Here is a 16,238-nt window from a genome sequence, read left to right on the forward strand (position 1 = left end):
AATTCAGAAGCCCGCCTCGTGCGGGCTTCGTCGTTTGCGGCGCTCGCGAACACACGCCCTCCCCGGTGGCGTCACGGCGCGGCACGAGCGCGTCCCCACTTGGCGTGAAGTGCGGGCGCTCCATATCCCACCCCTTCAGGCGGAAAGCCCGGCGAGTCCGGCGTGGCGTGCTACGTTGTGCGCTGGTCGGGCTGGGTCGAAGGTGATGAAGCCGAAGTTCCCGGGATGCCGTGCCGCGTCGAGCCGCCCTGGCCGCGCAGTCGTGTCGAGGCGCCGCGCCGGGCCCAGCGCCCGCGTCGCCGCGTGTGGCATGTTTCCGTCTGCGCGTCGCGCGATGGGCGCCCGATGACAGCGCCGTCCGGCCTCGAAGGCGTGAGCGCCGGTCCCGGCTGCGGGCTGTTGTCGGCCGCTCCCGCATCGACCACGCCGGCGCCCGCACAAGCCGGCCCGCCCGACGGGCCCTCGGCCTCCTCGGCTGCCCGCGTGCTCGACTGCCTTTACGACGTCTTCCGGATCACCGAGGACGACGGTCGTGCGCCATCGGCGCAATGGCCGTCGCTCGCCGATCGGCTGGCCGCCGTCTGGGGTGGCCCGCCGGGCGTCAGCGCCTGCGTCGAGGTGGACGGTGTGCGCTACGCCAGCCGCGGCCATCTCGACCGGCCTGACGCCCACGCCGCCGAGATCCAGCGCGCCGGTGTCGCGGTCGGCTGCATCGGCGTGCAGTTCCACGGTTCGGCCGGCATCGAGGCGGCGGCTTCGGTCTGCGCCGGGGAAGCCTGCCGGCTGCTGCGGGCGGTGGCCTCGCACGTCGGCGCCCGCCTGGCACAGCACGAAGCCCAGGCCGCGCTGCGCGAGAGCGAACAGCACTTCCGCAACGTCGCCAACGGCGGCTCGGCCTTGATCTGGACGGCCGAACTCGACAAGCGCTGCACCTACTTCAACGACGTCTGGCTGCGTTTCACCGGACGCACGACGGCGCAGGAGACGGGGGCCGGGTGGCTCGAGGGTGTGCACGCCGACGACCGCGACTGGGTGGTGCGCCGCTACGAGCAGGCCTTCGACCGGCGCGAAAGCTTTCGCATGGTCTACCGCCTGCGCCGTGCCGACGGCGAGTACCGCTGGCTGCGCGACGACGGCGCGCCGCGCCACGACAGCCTGGGTCGCTTCGTCGGCTACATCGGCCACTGTGTCGACGTCACCGACCAGCAGAACGCCGACGCCGAACTCGCCCACCACCGGCGCCATCTGGAGCGCCTGGTGGCCGAGCGCACGCGTGAACTCGCCCAGGCCAAGGAGGCCGCCGAGGCGGCCAACCTCGCCAAGAGCACCTTCCTGGCGAACATGTCGCACGAGATCCGCACGCCGCTCAACGCCATCCTCGGCATGGCGCACCTGATCCGGCGCTCGGGCGTGACGCCGCAGCAGGCGGAACGGCTGGCGCGCATCGACGCCGCCGGCGCGCACCTGCTGGACACCATCAGCACGCTGCTGGACCTGTCCAAGATCGAGGCCGACATGCTGGCGCTCGACCACGTGCCGCTGCAGGCCGCCGATGTCGTCGCCGACGTCGCCGCGATGCTCGCCGACGGCGCCCGCGCCAAGCGTCTGGAACTGCGCACCGAGCTTGCGCCGCTGCCCGGCCCGCTGCTCGGCGACCCGACGCGCCTGCGCCAGGCGCTGACCAACTACGTCGCCAACGCGATCAAGTTCACCGACGCCGGCAGCGTCACGCTGCGCGTGGCGCTGCAGTCCGAGACCCCCGACGCCGTGGTGCTGCGCTTCGAGGTCGAGGACACCGGCATCGGCATCCCGGCGGACGTGCTGCCGCGGCTGTTCAACGCCTTCGAGCAGGCCGACGGCTCGATCACCCGGCGCTACGGCGGCACCGGGCTCGGCCTGGCGCTGACGCGGCGTCTGGCCCGGCGCATGGGCGGCGAGGCGGGGGCGCGCAGCCTCCCGGGCGAGGGCAGCGTCTTCTGGTTCACCGCCTGCCTGTCGCGTGCACCCGGTGCCGCCGCTGCACCGGCGCCGGTGGCGGCGGTCGCGGACGCCGAAGCGATGCTGCGCTGCCATCACGCCGGCCGGACCGTGCTGCTGGTCGAGGACGACGCGGTGAACCGCGAGGTCACCAGCTGCCTGCTGGCCGAAGCCGGCCTGGCCGTCGAGCTCGCCGAAGACGGCCTGCAGGCGCTGGAGTGCGTCGCGCGCCGGTCCTACGACCTGGTGCTGATGGACATGCAGATGCCCGGCCTGGACGGGCTGGAGGCCACCCGGCGGCTGCGCCAGCTGCCGCGTGGCCATGACGTGCCGGTGGTGGCGCTGACGGCCAATGCCTTCGCCGAGGACCGTGGCCGCTGCCTGGCGGCCGGCATGGATGACTTCATCACCAAGCCGGTGGACCCGGCACGGCTGTTCGAGGCGGTGCTCGCCCGCCTGACGCCCGGCCCGGTGCCGGGCGCGCCCGCGCGCCGCTGACCTTCAGGCCCAGGCGCCGGGCGCGGGGGTGGCCAGGGCGTCGAACGCCGGGCGCGCGAACAGCCAGCCCTGCATCAGCGTGATGCCCGCGTCGAGCAGCGCGTCACGCTCGCCGGCGGTCTCGACGCCTTCGGCGACGACGGTGATGCCCAGTTCGTCGCACAGCCGCACCAGCGAGCGCACGATCGCGCGTGAACGCGGCCGGCGGTCCAGCGCGCGGCTGAGGTCCATGTCCAGCTTGACGATGTCGGGTTCGAACGCGGCCAGCAGGTTCAAGCCCGAGTAGCCCGCGCCGAAGTCGTCGAGCGCGGTCAGGAAACCGAGCCGGCGGTACTCGGTGACGATCTCCACCAGGTGGCCGACGTCGTGCACGCGCTCGGTCTCGGTGATCTCGAACATGATGCGGTCCAGCGCGAAGCCGCAGTCGTGGGCGGCCCGCAGCGTCGCCTGGATGCAGGCCGACGGGCGGTAGATCGCGTTGGGCATGAAGTTGATCGACAGCCGCTCGCGCATGCCCAGGCGCGCCGCGCCCGCGATGGCGTCGCGGCGGCAACGCTGGTCGAAGGCGTAGCGGTTGCGGTCGTCCACCTGGGCCAGCACGCTGGCCGCCGACTCGCCGTTCGGCCCGCGCACCAGGGCTTCGTGGGCGAAGACGCTGCGGGCCGGCACGTCGACGATCGGCTGGTACGCGAAAGCCAGCGGGGCGCCGAAGGCCTCCCCGTCGCGACAGATCGCGCAGCGCTCACCGTGGCCTGGATGGCCGGCTTCCGACATCGTGCATCTCCTGGGCGCGGCCCCGTCGGCCGGCGAGCCGAGTATCGGGCGCCGGCGGCGGCCTCGATCCGCCGATAAGCGCGGCGAAGTCCGCCACCGGCGAGCCGTCAGACCGAAAGAAAAGCCCCGTGCCGGAGCGGCAGCGGGGCTCGGGTGGCGCCGGCGTGGCCGGTGTTTACTTGAACGGGCTCGGGCGCGGCGTCTTGTCGGTCGACGGCGGCAGGATCGGCAGCGTGAAGCTCGGCTGGTCGCCGGTCAGCGTCTTCAGGAAGGAGACGATCTTGGCGTTCTCGTCGGGCGTGAACTTCTTGCCCAGTTGCAGCCGGCCCATGATGTCCACGGCCTCGGTCAGCGTGTTCGCGGCGCCGTCGTGGAAGTACGGGTAGGTCATCTCGACGTTGCGCAGCGTCGGCACCTTGAAGTTGAAGCGGTCGGCGTCCTTGCCGGTCACCGCGACGCGGCCTTCAGCGGGGCTGCTGGCCTTGTACGGCGCGACGACACCCATCTTCTGGAACGAGTTGCCGCCGACGGCCGGGCCGTTGTGGCAGCCGACGCAGCCGCTTTCCTTGAACAGCTTGTAGCCGGCGAGCTCGTCGGCGTTCAGCGCGTCCTTCTTGCCCAGCAGCCACTGGTCGAAACGCGAGTTCGGCGTCACCAGCGTCTTCTCGAACTCGGCGATCGCGGCCGTGACCTGCTCGATGTCGATCTTGTCCTTGCCGAAGACCTGCTTGAACTCACGCTGGTAGGCGGGGATCGACTCCAGCACGCCGAGCGCCAGCGTGTGCGTGAACGCCATCTCGCCCGGGTTGGCGATCGGGCCGCCGGCCTGGGCCTGCAGGTCGGCCGCACGGCCGTCCCAGAACTGGGCGACGTTCAGGCTCGAGTTCAGCACCGTCGGGGCGTTGATCGGGCCTTGCTGCCACTTGTCGCCGATCGAGGTCGGGATGTTGTCGGTGCCGCCCATCGACAGGTTGTGGCACGAGTTGCACGAGATGAAGCCGGACTTCGACAGGCGCGGGTCGAAGTAGAGCTTCTTGCCGAGCTCGACCATGCCCAGGTTGACCTGCTGCGGGGGCACGATCGGCTGGATCGGCTCCTGGCTCTGCGCGACGGCCGCGCCGACGACCAGGACGCTGGCGGCAGCCAGGGCGACCGGGGTCCAACGAATGTTCATGGAATCTCCTCTATCCGTCCGAATCTGTTGCCGGTGGCCGGGACGGCCCATCGGGCACCGGGGCGATCTGGAATCAGTCCAGATGACGGATGCATTCCATGCCTGGGGCGATGGTCACGATCTGACACAACGCAAGTTCGGACGAATTGAACAAATCGCAATTTCTGTTCCCTGGGCAGAGCGACCCCGTGCTGTGGCCCTGCGGCAACTGCCGCAGTGCGATGGTCGGGATCTGCCGGCTGCCGCCCTCAGCGTGACGGGCGGACCGCCGCAGCACCGGGCGGATCGCTCGGCGGCGTGTCCACCCGTTGCAGCGTCGGCCGATGCACCGGCAGCCCCCGCGCCCAGAGCGGAAAGCGCTGCACGAAACGCAGCACGAAGTAGCTGCGCATGCGCACCCACAGCCGCCAGCGCGGCGCCGGCTCGGGCTGCACCTCCTCGCAGCTGTGGCGGATCAGGTGCTGCAGCCGCTCGCGCAGCTGCGCGGCGAAGCCGCGGTCGCGCAGCACGACGTTGGCCTCCAGGTTCAGCGCCAGGCTCAGCGGGTCGAGGTTGCTCGAGCCGACGGTCGCCCAGTCGTCGTCGACCACCGCCACCTTGCCGTGCATCGGCCGGTCGCAGTACTCGTGGATGTGCACGCCGTCGCGCAGCAGGTGGTCGTAGAGCAGGCTGGCGGCGGTCTTCACGATCGGCATGTCGGGTGTGCCCTGCAGGATCAGGCGCACGTCGACGCCGCGCCGGGCCGCGCGGCGGAGCTCCTTCAGCAGGCGCCAGCCGGGGAAGAAGTAGGCGTTGGCGATGATCACGCTGTGGCGCGCGGCGCGCAGCGCGGCGCGGTACTGGCGTTCGATGTCGGCGCGGTGTTCCAGGTTGTCGCGCGTGACGAGCATCGCCCGCACCGGGCCTTCGGTGCGTGGCGGCGGCAGCCGGGGCCGCGGCACCGGGCGCTCGCCGCGTGCGCCGCCGCGGATCGCCGCGATCGCGAAGCGGCGGATGGTCTCGACGACCGGCCCGCGCAGACGCACCGCGAAGTCCTGCTTGGCCTGCGGGCCGAAGTCGGCCAGGTGGTCGGCCGAGTAGTTGATGCCGCCGACGAAAGCCGTCTCGCCGTCGACGACGACGATCTTGCGGTGCATGCGGCGCAGCACGTTGAAGCGCCGCCCGAACAGCCGCCAGCTCGGGTCGAAGCTGCGCAGGCGCACGCCGGCGGCGCGCAGCGAGCCGGTGAACTCCGCCGACAGATCGGGCGAACCGTAGCCATCGACCATCACGTCGACCTGCACGCCGCGCTGCGCGGCTTCCAGCAGCGCCGCGTGCAGCGCCAGCCCGACCTGGTCCTCGAACAGGATGAAGGTCTCCAGCAGCACCTCGTGGCGGGCGTTGCGGATGGCGTCGAAGACGGCGGGGAAGAAGGCCTCGCCGTTTTCGAGCAGCTCGACGGCGTTGCCGTCGGTCCAGCGCGGGCGGCGTCTCACAGCGCGATCTCCGCAGCCAGCGGCGCGTGGTCCGACAGATGCGCCCAGGGCCGGCGCGGCAGCGGCAGCGGCCGGTGGCCGCGTGTGTTGCGCACGTAGATGCGGTCCAGGCGCAGCAGCGGCCAGCGTGCCGGGAAGGTGCGCGCCGAACGTCCGTGCGCCTGCACGAAGACCTCGCTCAGCCCCAGGCCGCGTTCGAGCACCGGGTGGGCGCGGTCGCGCCAGTCGTTGAAGTCGCCGGCGACGACCAGCGGCGCGTCGTCGGGCACCTCGCGCCGCACCAGCTCGCACAGCTGTTCCAGCTGGCGGCGGCGGTGGGCCTCGGCCAGACCCAGATGCACGCAGACCGCGTGCACGCGCATGCCGTCGGCCGGCCGATGCAGCGTGCAGTGCAGCAGGCCGCGGGCCTCGTGGCCGTCGACCGAGACGTCGTGATTGGCGTGGGCGACGATCGGGTACTTGGACAGCAGCGCGTTGCCGTGGTCGCCGTGCGGATAGACGGCGTTGCGGCCGTAGGCGAACTGCGGCCACAGCGCGTCGGCGATGAACTCGTAGTGCGGTGCCTGCGGCCAGCGTGCGACGTGGTCGGACTGGCGACAGTGCGTGCCGTGAACCTCCTGCAGGAAGACGAGGTCGGCGTCGACGTCGCGCACCGCGTCGCGCAGCTCGTCCAGCACGAAGCGGCGGTTCAGCGCGGTGAACCCCTTGTGGGTGTTGACGGTCAGGACGCGGATCGGCGGCGGACGGTTCATGAGGGGCAGCGGCAACGGGGCTGCCCCAGTGTCGGCAGCCGGGCGCCGTGCGCCTGTAGGAAGACGCCGCCGGGCGGCGACGGTGCCGGCCGCGCCGCGCTGCCGGTCAGCGTGCCGGCCCCGGGCCTGCCGGCCCGCGGCGTGTCAGCCGACCGGCTCGGTGCGGACCCGCGTGCGCGAGCGCCGGCCCAGGCCCTCGACCGCCGGCTGCGGCGCGGCCGCGGCGGGCGTCGCGCGGCGCGGCTTGGCGCTGCCCTTGGGCGCCGGCGCGGGCGAGGGCGAGGGCGGCGGTGCCTCGGCGGCCCGGGCGCGGCGCCTGGGCTTGGCGGCCGGGGCGTCCGCCTGGGCTTCGCGCTTGCGCGCCGCCAGTGCCAGCCGGCGCACACGCGCGATGTCGCGGTCGGTGATGACGCCGTTGACGCCGGAGATCGCGGCCAGCTTCATGCCGTGTTTCAAGCCCAGCTTGTAGATCTCGCGCACCTTCTCCCACTCGATCGCGCGGCCGACGGTGAAGTTCTCGAAACGGCCTTCCAGCGCCAGCACGATGGTCTCGGCCAGGCAGGCGTAGGCCACGCCGGGCGGCAGGCCGATGTTCTTCATCTTCACGTGGCCGGGCAGCTGGATCTCGCCGGACTCGATGACCAGCACGTCGGGGCGCTTGGCCACGTCCTCGGGCGACAGGTCCAGCGGCCGCGCGACGTCGGTGATCACGCAGCCGGGCTTGACCTTCATGATGTCCAGCACCTTCTTGCCGGCGCCCGAGGTCGCGGTGACGATCATGTCCATGTCCGCGATGTGCGTGTCGGCCTTGGCGCTGAGCACGATCTTGGCGTCGGGCGTCTGGCGCAGGATGGACTCCTGCAGCGCCAGCAGCTTGGCGGTTTCCGGCGAGACCAGCGTCACCTCCTCGGCGGCGCGCACCAGGAGCCGCGCGCAGGCCGAGCCGATGGCGCCGGTGGCGCCGACGACCATGGCCTTGAACTTCACGCGCTCGTCGCCCTGGGGCGGCTCGATGAGCCGCAGCCGCAGCAGCGCGTCGTGCGCCGCCCACAGCGCGCCCGAGGCGCTGTAGCTGTTGCCGGTGGTGATCGGCAGCGTCGCGCGCCGCGCCACCGTCGCGCCGGCATCGCCGACGACCTTGGTGAACGCGCCCAGGCCCATGATCTGGGCGCCGAGCTTGCGCGCCATCTCGGCGGCGGCCAGCAGTCGGCGGTAGGTGAACTCCGGCGGGTGGCTCATGATCTCGCGCGGCGTGCCGCCCACCGAGATCAGCCAGCCCTCGGCCTCGGCGCCGGTCGGCGACTTGATGCCCTCGACCTTCGAGTAGACGAAGGGCGGCGCATAGGCCATCGCCTTCTCCAGCGAGTCCATCAAGAGCGGCGGCGAGACCTTGGACAGCATCTCGATCGGCTTGACCTTCTTGAAGTACTCCTGCGACAGCGGGTGGATGACGAAGGCGAAGCGGTTCTTGCGCTGGAAGCCGTTGGGGTAGAGCACGCGCGGACGCGCGTCGAGCATCTGGATCAGCTCGAGGTAGTCGTCGTCGTACAGCGTGCCCGGCGCCTTGCCGGTGGCCGCGAGGATCATCGCGTCGAGCAGCTCGTGGCCGAGCACCTGGCCCTGCACCACCGGCGAGGCGTCGACGATCATCGCCACGCCCTTCTCGCGGAAGGCTTCCAGCCGCGCGTCGTTGACGGTCGCGGTGACGATGGTCTTGCCGGCCAGCTCCTCGGTGCCGAAACGGTCGAGCTCGTGCACCGGCGCGACGACGACGGTGGCCTTCTTCATCGCCTGGCGCAGCACGTGATCCGACCAGCGCTCCAGCAGCGCCGTGCTCGGCAGGCGCCTGGGCGTCCAGCCGGCGACGTAGTGCGAGCCGGTGGCGTACAGCGACAGCGCGTCCAGCGAGGTCAGCAGCTTGGGCACGCCCAGCTGCAGCAGCGGGTCGGCGAAGAACAGGTTGGGCGTGAACTCGGCCATCGCCGAGGCCAGCTTGCGGTTGGCGACGCCGGAGAAGAACAGCACCAGCGCGTTGTCGAAATAGCGCCCGAGATCGGCCTGCACGTGGCGCAGCGCCCATTCGAGATAGATTTCGGCGAGGTGGGCGCCGGTGGTGCACGGCGCGTGCTTGAGCGTGGCGGCGAGCTCGGCGCCGCCGACCGTGGCGCCGACGCTGCGCGGGTCTGGCCCGGCGCCGATGCCGATCGCGGCGGCGCGGCGGTCCCAGTAGGCCAGCCGGCGTGCGGCGACGGTCTCGTCGCCGTCGGTGCCGATGCGCCGCACGCGCAACGGTTGGCCGAGCAGCGTGGTGCGCAGCTCGAAGTCTTGCGCTGCTGCGCCGAGGCTGATGCCGATCACGCTCTTCATACGTTGTTCGCGCCAGAGTGGACCCGGAAGGGCATGGTGGAGGGTTGACGAGATGGCCAACTTGATCGGGGACATGGCCCGCACCGTCGGGCTGCCCAAGCTGAAGCAGGCGGCAGGCCTGGTGACGAAGCGGCTGCCGATACCGCAGCCCCTGTTGATCGTAGGGCCGGGTGCCAGCGCCAAGCTCGGCCAGGCGATCGGGGATTTCACCCATCGGAAGGTCATGCTGGTCACCGACGCGACGGTGATGAAGCTCGGCCTGGCCGAACCCTTGCGCGCCGCGCTGGCCGCGGCGGGCACCGAGGTCGTCGTCTTCGACCGCGTCGAGCCCGACGCGCCGATCCCGCTGGTCGAAGCCGGCATCACGCTGCTGCGCGACGAGGGCTGCGACGCCATCGTCGCCTTCGGCGGCGGCTCGGTGATGGACGCGGCCAAGGTCATCGGCCTGGCGGTGGCCAACGGCAAGCCGCCCAAGGCGCTGGTCGGCTACTTCAAGGGCCTGCACGGGCCGCTGCCGCTGTACGCGGTGCCGACGACCGCCGGCACCGGCAGCGAGGTCACCGTCGCCGCGGTGATCTCCGACCCGAAGGCCGCGCGCAAGCTGGTCGTCGCCGACACGCGGCTGGTGCCGCGCATGGCAGCGCTGGACCCGGCGCTGATGGTCGGCCTGCCGCCGGCGATCACCGCCGCCACCGGCATGGACGCGCTGACGCACGCCGTCGAGGCCTACATCGGTGACTGGTGCACCGACACCACCGACCGCTGGGCGCTGGCCGCGGTCGGCATGGTCTTCGAGCAGCTGGAGCGCGCCGTCACCGACGGTGGTGACCTCGTCGCGCGCGAACGCATGGCGCTGGCCTCGACCTACGCCGGGCTGGCCTTCACCCGTGCCAACGTCGGCAACGTGCACGCGATCGCGCACCAGTTGGGCGGTCTGTACCACGTGCCGCACGGGCTGGCCAACGCGATCGTGCTGCCGGCGGTTCTGCGCTTCTCGGCGCCGAACTGCGAGCCGCGGCTGGCGGCGCTGGCGCGGCGCGCCGGCGTCGGTGCGCCCGACGACGGCGACACGACGCTGGCGCACAAGTTCATCGACGCGGTGGCCGAGCTGAACCGGCGCATCGGCATCCCGGCGACGGTCGACGCGCTGCGGGCCGCCGACATCCCCAAGCTCGCCCAGGCCGCCTGCCGCGAGGCCGACGCCAACTACCCGGTGCCGCGCGTGATGACGCCGGGTGACTGTGAAGCGATCCTGCGTTCGCTGCTGCCGGCCAAGGCGCCGGCGCGCAAGCGCACGGCGGCCAAGACAGCCGCCAAGCCGGCGGCGAAGAAGGCCGCCGCGCGCAAGAAGGCCGCAGCGCCGGCCTGATCAGCGCAGCGCGAGCTCGGGGCCGAGCTCGCGCAACCAGGCCAGCACCGCCGGCTCGGGCCAGTGCCAGGGCTGCTCGAACCCTGGCGTGCCGTCGCGCGGGTGCCACTGCTGCAGCACCCAGCGCTTCGCGCCGGCGGTCTTCAGCGTCACCGCCATCTTCGCCAGCGTCTCGTCGCTCTGCAGCGACGGGTGGTAGGTGGTGCGGATCTCGTGGTCGACGCCGCTGGCGACGACGGCGCCCAGCGCCTCGTGCACCGGCGCGCCGCTGCACGGGCGGCCGGTCAGCGTGTCGTGGCCGGCGAGGTCGGTCTTCAGGTCCAGGCCGACCCAGTCCAGCTGCGGCAGCAGCGCGGCGAGCTTCTGCGGATAGATGCCGGCGCTGTGCAGGCCAACGGCGAAACCCAGGCCGCGCGCGGTGGCCACGGCCTCGGGCAGCGCCGGGTCCAGCGTCGGCTCGCCGCCGCTGAAGACGACGCCGTCGAGCAGCCCGCGGCGGCGCGCCAGCGTCGCGACGACCTCGTCCCAGCCCGGGCCGGCGGCGCCGTCACGCGGCTGCAGCGCCGGGTTGTGGCAGTAGACGCAGCGCCAGGGGCAGCCCTGGACGAAGACGACCGCCGCGAGGCGGTCGGGCCAGTCGGTCGTGCTCAGCGGCTGGAAGCCGCCGATGGCGAGGGCTTCAGGCGCAGCCACACTCGACGCTGGCCGTGACGTCGGCCGTTGCGGACGGGCGGCCCGGCTCGTCGAAGTAGCGGCGGTCGAGGAACTCGCCCTGCTTGCCGATGTTGAACGAGGCCATCGGACGGTGATAGCCCATCACGCGCGTCCAGACTTCGCAGCGCGTGCGTTCGTGTTCTTCGAGCTGCGGGTGGACGAGGGGGGTCTGGCTGTGGCTCATGGGGCTGTTTCCTTCGGGGGGAGCTGGGGGGGAGCTGGGGTCAGGTCCTGAGGGACCTGACCCCGTCTTTCGGTGGGACTGCGGGGCTGGGGGGGGCTGGGGTCAGGTCTCGCAAGACCTGACCCCGTCCGTCTGACCCCGTCCGTCGTGTCGTCTGCCTCACGCCGTCGCGGCGCGCGCCTTGCGTGCCAGGGCTTCTTCGTCGCACTTCGGGCAGAACGCGTGCTCGCCGGCGAGGTAGCCGTGTTTCGGGCAGATCGAGAAGGTCGGCGTCACCGTGATGTAGGGCAGCCGGTAGCGTTCGAGCGAACGCCGCACCAGGTCACGGCAGGCGCGCGCCGACGACACGCGTTCGCCCAGATACAGATGCAGCACGGTGCCGCCGGTGTACTTGCGCTGCAGCTCCTCCTGGCGCTCCAGCGCCTCGAAGGGGTCGGTCGTGAAGCCGACCGGCAGCTGCGAGGAGTTCGTGTAGTACGGGCGCTCGGCCGTGCCGGCCTGCAGGATGCCGGGCAGGCGCTTGCGGTCTTCCTTCGCGAAGCGGTAGGTCGTGCCTTCGGCCGGCGTCGCCTCCAGGTTGTAGAGGTGGCCGGTCTCCTCCTGCAGCTCGACGATGCGCGCGCGGATGTGGTCCAGGTATCGCACCGCCATCGCGTGGCCTTCGGGCGAGGTGATGTCGTGGCGGTCGGCCGTGAAGTTGCGGATCATCTCGTTGATCCCGTTCACGCCGATCGTCGAGAAGTGGTTGCGCAGCGTGCCGAGGTAGCGCTTGGTGTACGGGAACAGGCCGCTGTCGATGTGGCCCTGGATGACCTTGCGCTTGATCTCCAGGCTGGTGCGCGCGATGTCGATCAGGCGGTCGGTGCGCGCCAGCAGGCCGGCTTCGTCGCCGGCGTGCAGGTAGCCCAGGCGGGCGCAGTTGATCGTCACCACGCCCAGCGAGCCGGTCTGTTCGGCCGAGCCGAACAGGCCGTTGCCGCGCTTCAGAAGCTCGCGCAGGTCCAGCTGCAGCCGGCAGCACATCGAGCGCACCATGTTCGGCTGCAGGTCCGAGTTCAGGAAGTTCTGGAAGTACGGCAGGCCGTACTTCGCCGTCATCTCGAACAGCGGCAGCGTGTTCGGGTGCTCCCAGTCGAAGTCGCTGGTGATGTTGTAGGTCGGGATCGGGAAGGTGAACGAGCGGCCCTTGGCGTCGCCTTCCATCATCACGTCGATGTAGGCGCGGTTGATCATGTCCATCTCGGCCTGCAGATCGCCGTAGGCGAACGGCATCTCCCGGCCGCCGATCACCGGCACCTGCTCGCGCAGGTCCTCGGGGCAGGTCCAGTCGAAGGTCAGGTTGGTGAACGGCGTCTGCGTGCCCCAGCGCGACGGCACGTTCAGGTTGTAGATCAGCTCCTGCAGGCTCTGGCGCACCTGGTCGTACGTCAGCCCGTCCTTGCGGATGAAGGGCGCGAGATAGGTGTCGAAGGAGCTGAAGGCCTGGGCGCCGGCCCACTCGTTCTGCAGCGTGCCCAGGAAGTTGACGATCTGGCCGACGGCGCTGGACAGGTGCTTGGGCGGGCCGGCCTCGACCTTGCCCGGCACGCCGTTCAGGCCTTCGTGCAGCAGCGTGCGCAGCGACCAGCCGGCGCAGTAGCCCGAGAGCATGTCCAGGTCGTGGATGTGCAGGTCGGCCTCGCGGTGGGCGATGCCCACTTCCGGCGGGTAGACGTGATTCAGCCAGTAGTTGGCGACGACCTTGCCCGAGACGTTGAGGATCAGCCCGCCCAGCGAGTAACCCTGGTTGGCGTTGGCGTTGACGCGCCAGTCCTGGCGCGCCAGGTACTCGTTGACCGAACGCTCGACGTCGACGGCGACGCTGCGGTCCTGGCGCAGCGCGCGACGCTGCTCGCGGTAGACGATGTAGGCGCGCGCGGTGTCGAAGTGGCCGGCCTCCTGCAGCACACGCTCGACCTCGTCCTGGATCTGCTCGACGCCGGTGACACGGCGGCGCAGGCGTTCGGTGACCTGCTGCGTCAGCTCGGCGGCGCGCGCGGCGTCGTATTCGCCGGTGGCGGCGCCGGCACGCGCCAGCGCGTCGGCGATCTTGGCGGGGTCGAAGGCGACGGTGCGGCCTTCACGCTTGATGACCGCCAGCGGGGCGGCCTGGGTGTCGGCAGAGGGGGGCAGGGCGGCGTCTGTCATGCGCGTTGACACTATCTATGGTGTGTAGGCGGCGAACGATACCCAATAGATAGCGTCTACTGGTGCGGAACTCGGGCGGTCTTGACGCAGTGCAAGCTCGTCGCGCGAAGGGCTTGCGCCGGCGGCGGTGGCGCGCTTGGCGGCGCCTCGGGCCTCCGGAGACCCTGACGGCGGTGTGGTGCGCAGGTCGCGTCGACCGGTCGGTGGAGGCCCGGTTCGCAGCTGTCTTGACGTCCCGCAAGCCGCTGGCCGCACCCGCGCCTAGACTCCGCCCGCCATGCAACAGCCCCCCTTCGCGGCGCCCGAACTGGTCTGCCCCGCGGGCTCTCTGCGGGCCCTCCAGTTGGCCGTCGACGCCGGCGCCGACACGGTCTACCTGGGCCTGAAGAACGCCACCAACGCCCGGAACTTCGCCGGCCTGAACTTCGACGACGCCCAGGTGCGCGAGGGCATCGCCTACGCGCACAAGCGCGGCCGCAAGGTCCTGATGGCGCTGAACACCTTCGCCCAGTCGGCGGACGTGACGCCCTGGTACCGCGCGGTCGACACCGCCGTCGACTTCGGCGCCGACGCGCTGATCTGCGCCGACACCGCGGTGATGGCCTACGCCACGCGCACGCACCCCGAGCTGCGTCTGCACCTGTCGGTGCAGGCCTCGGCGACGAGCTACGAGGCGATCAACTTCTACCAGCGCCACTACAACATCCAGCGCGCGGTGCTGCCGCGCGTGCTGACGCTGCAGCAGGTGCAGCACGTGCTGCGCAACACGACGGTCGAGATCGAGTGCTTCGCCTTCGGCAGCCTGTGCGTGATGGTCGAAGGCCGCTGCACGCTGTCGTCGTACGCCACCGGCCAGTCGCCGAACAACGTCGGCGTCTGCTCGCCGCCTTCCGCCGTGCGCTGGACCGACACGCCCACCGGCGTCGAGTCGCGCCTGGGCGGCATGCTGATCGACCACTACGCGCCCGACGAGCCTCGCGGCTATCCGACGATCTGCAAGGGCCGCTTCGTCGTCGAAGGCAAGCGCGACTACGCGATCGAGGAGCCGACCAGCCTGAACACGCTGGCCATCCTGCCCGAGCTGATGAAGATGGGCGTCAAGGCGCTGAAGATCGAAGGCCGTCAGCGCAGCCCCGCCTACACCGAGCAGGTGACCAAGGTCTGGCGCCAGGCGATCGACGCGGCCAAGGCCTCGCCCGACCGCTTCAGCGTGCAGCCGGCCTGGACCGCCACGCTGGGCCACCTCGCCGAAGGCCAGCAGCACACGCTCGGCGCGCTGGACCGCCCGTGGCGCTGAGACCGGACGAGACGATGAGTTCCGAACGCATTAAGCTGACCGTCGGCCCGGTGCTGACCTACTGGACGCGCCAGGCGCTGATGGATTTCTACGCCGGTGTCGCCGAATCGGCCGCCGACGCCGTCGTGCTCGGCGAGGTCGTCTGCTCGCGCCGCTACGAGTTCAAGCTCGACGACTGGCTGGACCTGGCCGCCGACCTGCGCGCCGCCGGCAAGGAGGTCGTGCTGGCGACGCAGGGCCTGATCGAGTCCGAGTCCGACCTGCGTGTCGTGCGCCGCATCGCCGAGCAGCGCGACTACCTCGTCGAGGCCGGTGACGCCTCGGCGCTGGCGGTGCTGGAGCCCGCCGGCGTGCCGTTCGCGATCGGCCCGCACGTCAACGTCTACAGCCGTGCCGCACTCGAGGAGCACGCACGTTTCGGCGCCGTGCGCTGGACGGCGCCGACCGAGCTGCCGCTGGACGCGATGGGCCGCGTGAACCCGGCCGCCGACCCGGTGAAGGCCGGCCAGACGCCGGTCGAGACCGAGGCCTTCGCCTTCGGCCGCACGCCGCTGGCGTTCTCGGCGCGCTGCTTCACCGCGCGCCACCACCGGCTGAGCAAGGACCAGTGCGAGTTCCGCTGCCAGGACTATCCCGACGGCCTGCTGCTGTCGACCAGCGACGGCAAGCCCTTCCTGGTGCTCAACGGCATCCAGACCCAGGGTGCGGCGCAGCACTGCCTGATCGAGCAGCGTGAGCAGATCGTCGCCCACGGCGTGCGCCGCCTGCGCCTGTCGCCGTGCTCGCAGCACTTCAGCACCGTCGTCGCCTGCTTCGAGCAGGTGATGAACCAGGGGGCGCCGGCCGCGGCCGCGCGCCGTGAGCTCGAGGCCATCGCACTGCCGGGCGGTCTGGCCAACGGGTACGCGCAAGGTCGCGCCGGCATGGAATGGAAAGCCGCATGAGCACCAAGTCCCAAGCCTTCGTTGCGCCGCGTTCGCTGGCCGAGCTGCACGCGCTGGCGGCCGCCAAGGTCAAGCCCATCGTGCAGCGCCTGCCGATGCAGCCGCCCAGCCTGGTGCTGGCGCTGGCGATGAACAAGCTGCTGCTGCCGCGCCTGCCGGCCGACGCCAAGGCGGCGCTGTCGGGGCGCAGCGTCGAGGTCGCGGTCACCGACCTCGGCCTGGCGATGAAGCTGCAGCTCGCCGAACGCGGCTTCGTGCTCGCGTCGCAGAGCCAGCCGGTCGCGCTGCGCATCGCCGCCGCGTTGCCCGACTACCTGCGCCTGCTGCGCGGCGAGGACGACGCCGACCGCCTGTTCTTCGAGCGCGCCCTCGTGATGGAAGGCGACACCGAGATGGGCCTGGTGCTGAAGAACACGCTCGACGCGCTGGGGCCGCTGTTCCGGTTCTGAGTTCGGGTCAACTCCGAACTGTCAAAAATAGTAAAAACGCTCAATGGCGCACGGATGTGCGCCATTTTTGCTGCATC

Annotated in this window: 13 protein-coding genes; 5 read left to right on the forward strand and 8 right to left on the reverse strand. The window is 71.2% G+C overall.

What is annotated here, in order from left to right; translation table 11 throughout:
* Positions 1 to 483: 483 nt before the first annotated feature.
* Positions 484 to 2,475, forward strand: a complete 1,992-nt coding sequence (locus G5B56_RS05670; protein WP_164962577.1) for a PAS domain-containing hybrid sensor histidine kinase/response regulator — start codon at positions 484 to 486, stop codon at positions 2,473 to 2,475.
* Between the two features lie 3 nt (positions 2,476 to 2,478).
* Here G5B56_RS05670 and G5B56_RS05675 read toward each other — a convergent pair whose 3' ends face one another.
* The 5 genes from G5B56_RS05675 to G5B56_RS05695 form a co-directional block, all read right to left on the reverse strand.
* Positions 2,479 to 3,249 (reverse strand): EAL domain-containing protein, encoded by a 771-nt coding sequence (locus G5B56_RS05675; RefSeq protein ID WP_009855634.1) that lies wholly within the window; start codon positions 3,247 to 3,249, stop codon positions 2,479 to 2,481.
* 175 nt (positions 3,250 to 3,424) lie between these two features.
* The gene (locus G5B56_RS05680; RefSeq protein WP_009855635.1) at positions 3,425 to 4,423 is read right to left on the reverse strand and encodes a cytochrome-c peroxidase; all 999 of its coding nucleotides are present in this window, start codon (positions 4,421 to 4,423) and stop codon (positions 3,425 to 3,427) included.
* Between the two features lie 248 nt (positions 4,424 to 4,671).
* Complete coding sequence (clsB, locus tag G5B56_RS05685; protein WP_164962578.1) at positions 4,672 to 5,898, reverse strand: cardiolipin synthase ClsB; 1,227 nt, start codon at positions 5,896 to 5,898, stop codon at positions 4,672 to 4,674.
* Positions 5,895 to 6,650, reverse strand: a complete 756-nt coding sequence (locus tag G5B56_RS05690) for an endonuclease/exonuclease/phosphatase family protein (RefSeq protein ID WP_009855637.1) — start codon at positions 6,648 to 6,650, stop codon at positions 5,895 to 5,897. The genes clsB and G5B56_RS05690 overlap by 4 nt, the downstream gene beginning before the upstream one ends.
* A 144-nt stretch (positions 6,651 to 6,794) precedes the next feature.
* On the reverse strand, positions 6,795 to 9,017 hold the full coding sequence (locus G5B56_RS05695; RefSeq protein ID WP_164962579.1) for a dehydrogenase: 2,223 nt from the start codon (positions 9,015 to 9,017) through the stop codon (positions 6,795 to 6,797).
* 73 nt (positions 9,018 to 9,090) lie between these two features.
* Between G5B56_RS05695 and G5B56_RS05700 the strand changes: the two genes are divergently transcribed.
* Positions 9,091 to 10,386 (forward strand): iron-containing alcohol dehydrogenase, encoded by a 1,296-nt coding sequence (locus G5B56_RS05700; RefSeq protein ID WP_240920667.1) that lies wholly within the window; start codon positions 9,091 to 9,093, stop codon positions 10,384 to 10,386.
* On the opposite strand, the gene G5B56_RS05705 is transcribed toward G5B56_RS05700, so the two are convergent.
* The 3 genes from G5B56_RS05705 to G5B56_RS05715 form a co-directional block, all read right to left on the reverse strand.
* On the reverse strand, positions 10,387 to 11,079 hold the full coding sequence (locus tag G5B56_RS05705; protein WP_164962581.1) for an anaerobic ribonucleoside-triphosphate reductase activating protein: 693 nt from the start codon (positions 11,077 to 11,079) through the stop codon (positions 10,387 to 10,389). It lies immediately after the preceding gene.
* Positions 11,066 to 11,284, reverse strand: a complete 219-nt coding sequence (gene nrdD, locus G5B56_RS05710) for an anaerobic ribonucleoside-triphosphate reductase (protein WP_009857323.1) — start codon at positions 11,282 to 11,284, stop codon at positions 11,066 to 11,068. Before nrdD ends, G5B56_RS05705 begins: the two co-directional genes overlap by 14 nt.
* 159 nt (positions 11,285 to 11,443) lie before the next feature.
* Positions 11,444 to 13,471, reverse strand: coding sequence for a ribonucleoside triphosphate reductase (locus G5B56_RS05715; RefSeq protein WP_164962582.1), 2,028 nt, complete (start codon positions 13,469 to 13,471; stop codon positions 11,444 to 11,446).
* Between the two features lie 277 nt (positions 13,472 to 13,748).
* Between G5B56_RS05715 and G5B56_RS05720 the strand changes: the two genes are divergently transcribed.
* From G5B56_RS05720 to G5B56_RS05730, 3 genes are read left to right on the forward strand one after another with little or no spacing between them, the layout of a single operon-like run.
* Positions 13,749 to 14,768, forward strand: coding sequence for a peptidase U32 family protein (locus tag G5B56_RS05720; protein ID WP_009857325.1), 1,020 nt, complete (start codon positions 13,749 to 13,751; stop codon positions 14,766 to 14,768).
* A 14-nt stretch (positions 14,769 to 14,782) separates the two neighbouring features.
* Positions 14,783 to 15,712 (forward strand): U32 family peptidase, encoded by a 930-nt coding sequence (locus G5B56_RS05725; RefSeq protein WP_029718573.1) that lies wholly within the window; start codon positions 14,783 to 14,785, stop codon positions 15,710 to 15,712.
* Positions 15,709 to 16,161 carry an SCP2 domain-containing protein gene (locus tag G5B56_RS05730; protein ID WP_164962583.1) on the forward strand — a complete coding sequence of 151 codons (453 nt, stop codon included), beginning with the start codon at positions 15,709 to 15,711 and terminating at the stop codon, positions 16,159 to 16,161. Before G5B56_RS05725 ends, G5B56_RS05730 begins: the two co-directional genes overlap by 4 nt.
* Positions 16,162 to 16,238 lie beyond the last annotated feature (77 nt).

The organism is Rubrivivax sp. JA1026 (genome assembly GCF_011065555.1).
In the GTDB taxonomy this organism is placed as follows: Bacteria; Pseudomonadota; Gammaproteobacteria; order Burkholderiales; family Burkholderiaceae_C; genus Rubrivivax; species Rubrivivax benzoatilyticus.

What these genes read in the sequence shown, in the direction of transcription:
- G5B56_RS05675 (WP_009855634.1), bottom strand. Translation starts at nt 3,249, where the DNA reads ATGTCGGAAGCCGGCCATCCAGGCCACGGTGAGCGCTGCGCGATCTGT.
- G5B56_RS05680 (WP_009855635.1), bottom strand. Translation starts at nt 4,423, where the DNA reads ATGAACATTCGTTGGACCCCGGTCGCCCTGGCTGCCGCCAGCGTCCTG.
- G5B56_RS05690 (WP_009855637.1), bottom strand. Translation starts at nt 6,650, where the DNA reads ATGAACCGTCCGCCGCCGATCCGCGTCCTGACCGTCAACACCCACAAG.
- G5B56_RS05695 (WP_164962579.1), bottom strand. Translation starts at nt 9,017, where the DNA reads ATGAAGAGCGTGATCGGCATCAGCCTCGGCGCAGCAGCGCAAGACTTC.
- G5B56_RS05700 (WP_240920667.1), top strand. Translation starts at nt 9,091, where the DNA reads ATGGCCCGCACCGTCGGGCTGCCCAAGCTGAAGCAGGCGGCAGGCCTG.
- nrdD (WP_009857323.1), bottom strand. Translation starts at nt 11,284, where the DNA reads ATGAGCCACAGCCAGACCCCCCTCGTCCACCCGCAGCTCGAAGAACAC.
- G5B56_RS05715 (WP_164962582.1), bottom strand. Translation starts at nt 13,471, where the DNA reads ATGACAGACGCCGCCCTGCCCCCCTCTGCCGACACCCAGGCCGCCCCG.
- G5B56_RS05720 (WP_009857325.1), top strand. Translation starts at nt 13,749, where the DNA reads ATGCAACAGCCCCCCTTCGCGGCGCCCGAACTGGTCTGCCCCGCGGGC.
- G5B56_RS05725 (WP_029718573.1), top strand. Translation starts at nt 14,783, where the DNA reads ATGAGTTCCGAACGCATTAAGCTGACCGTCGGCCCGGTGCTGACCTAC.
- G5B56_RS05730 (WP_164962583.1), top strand. Translation starts at nt 15,709, where the DNA reads ATGAGCACCAAGTCCCAAGCCTTCGTTGCGCCGCGTTCGCTGGCCGAG.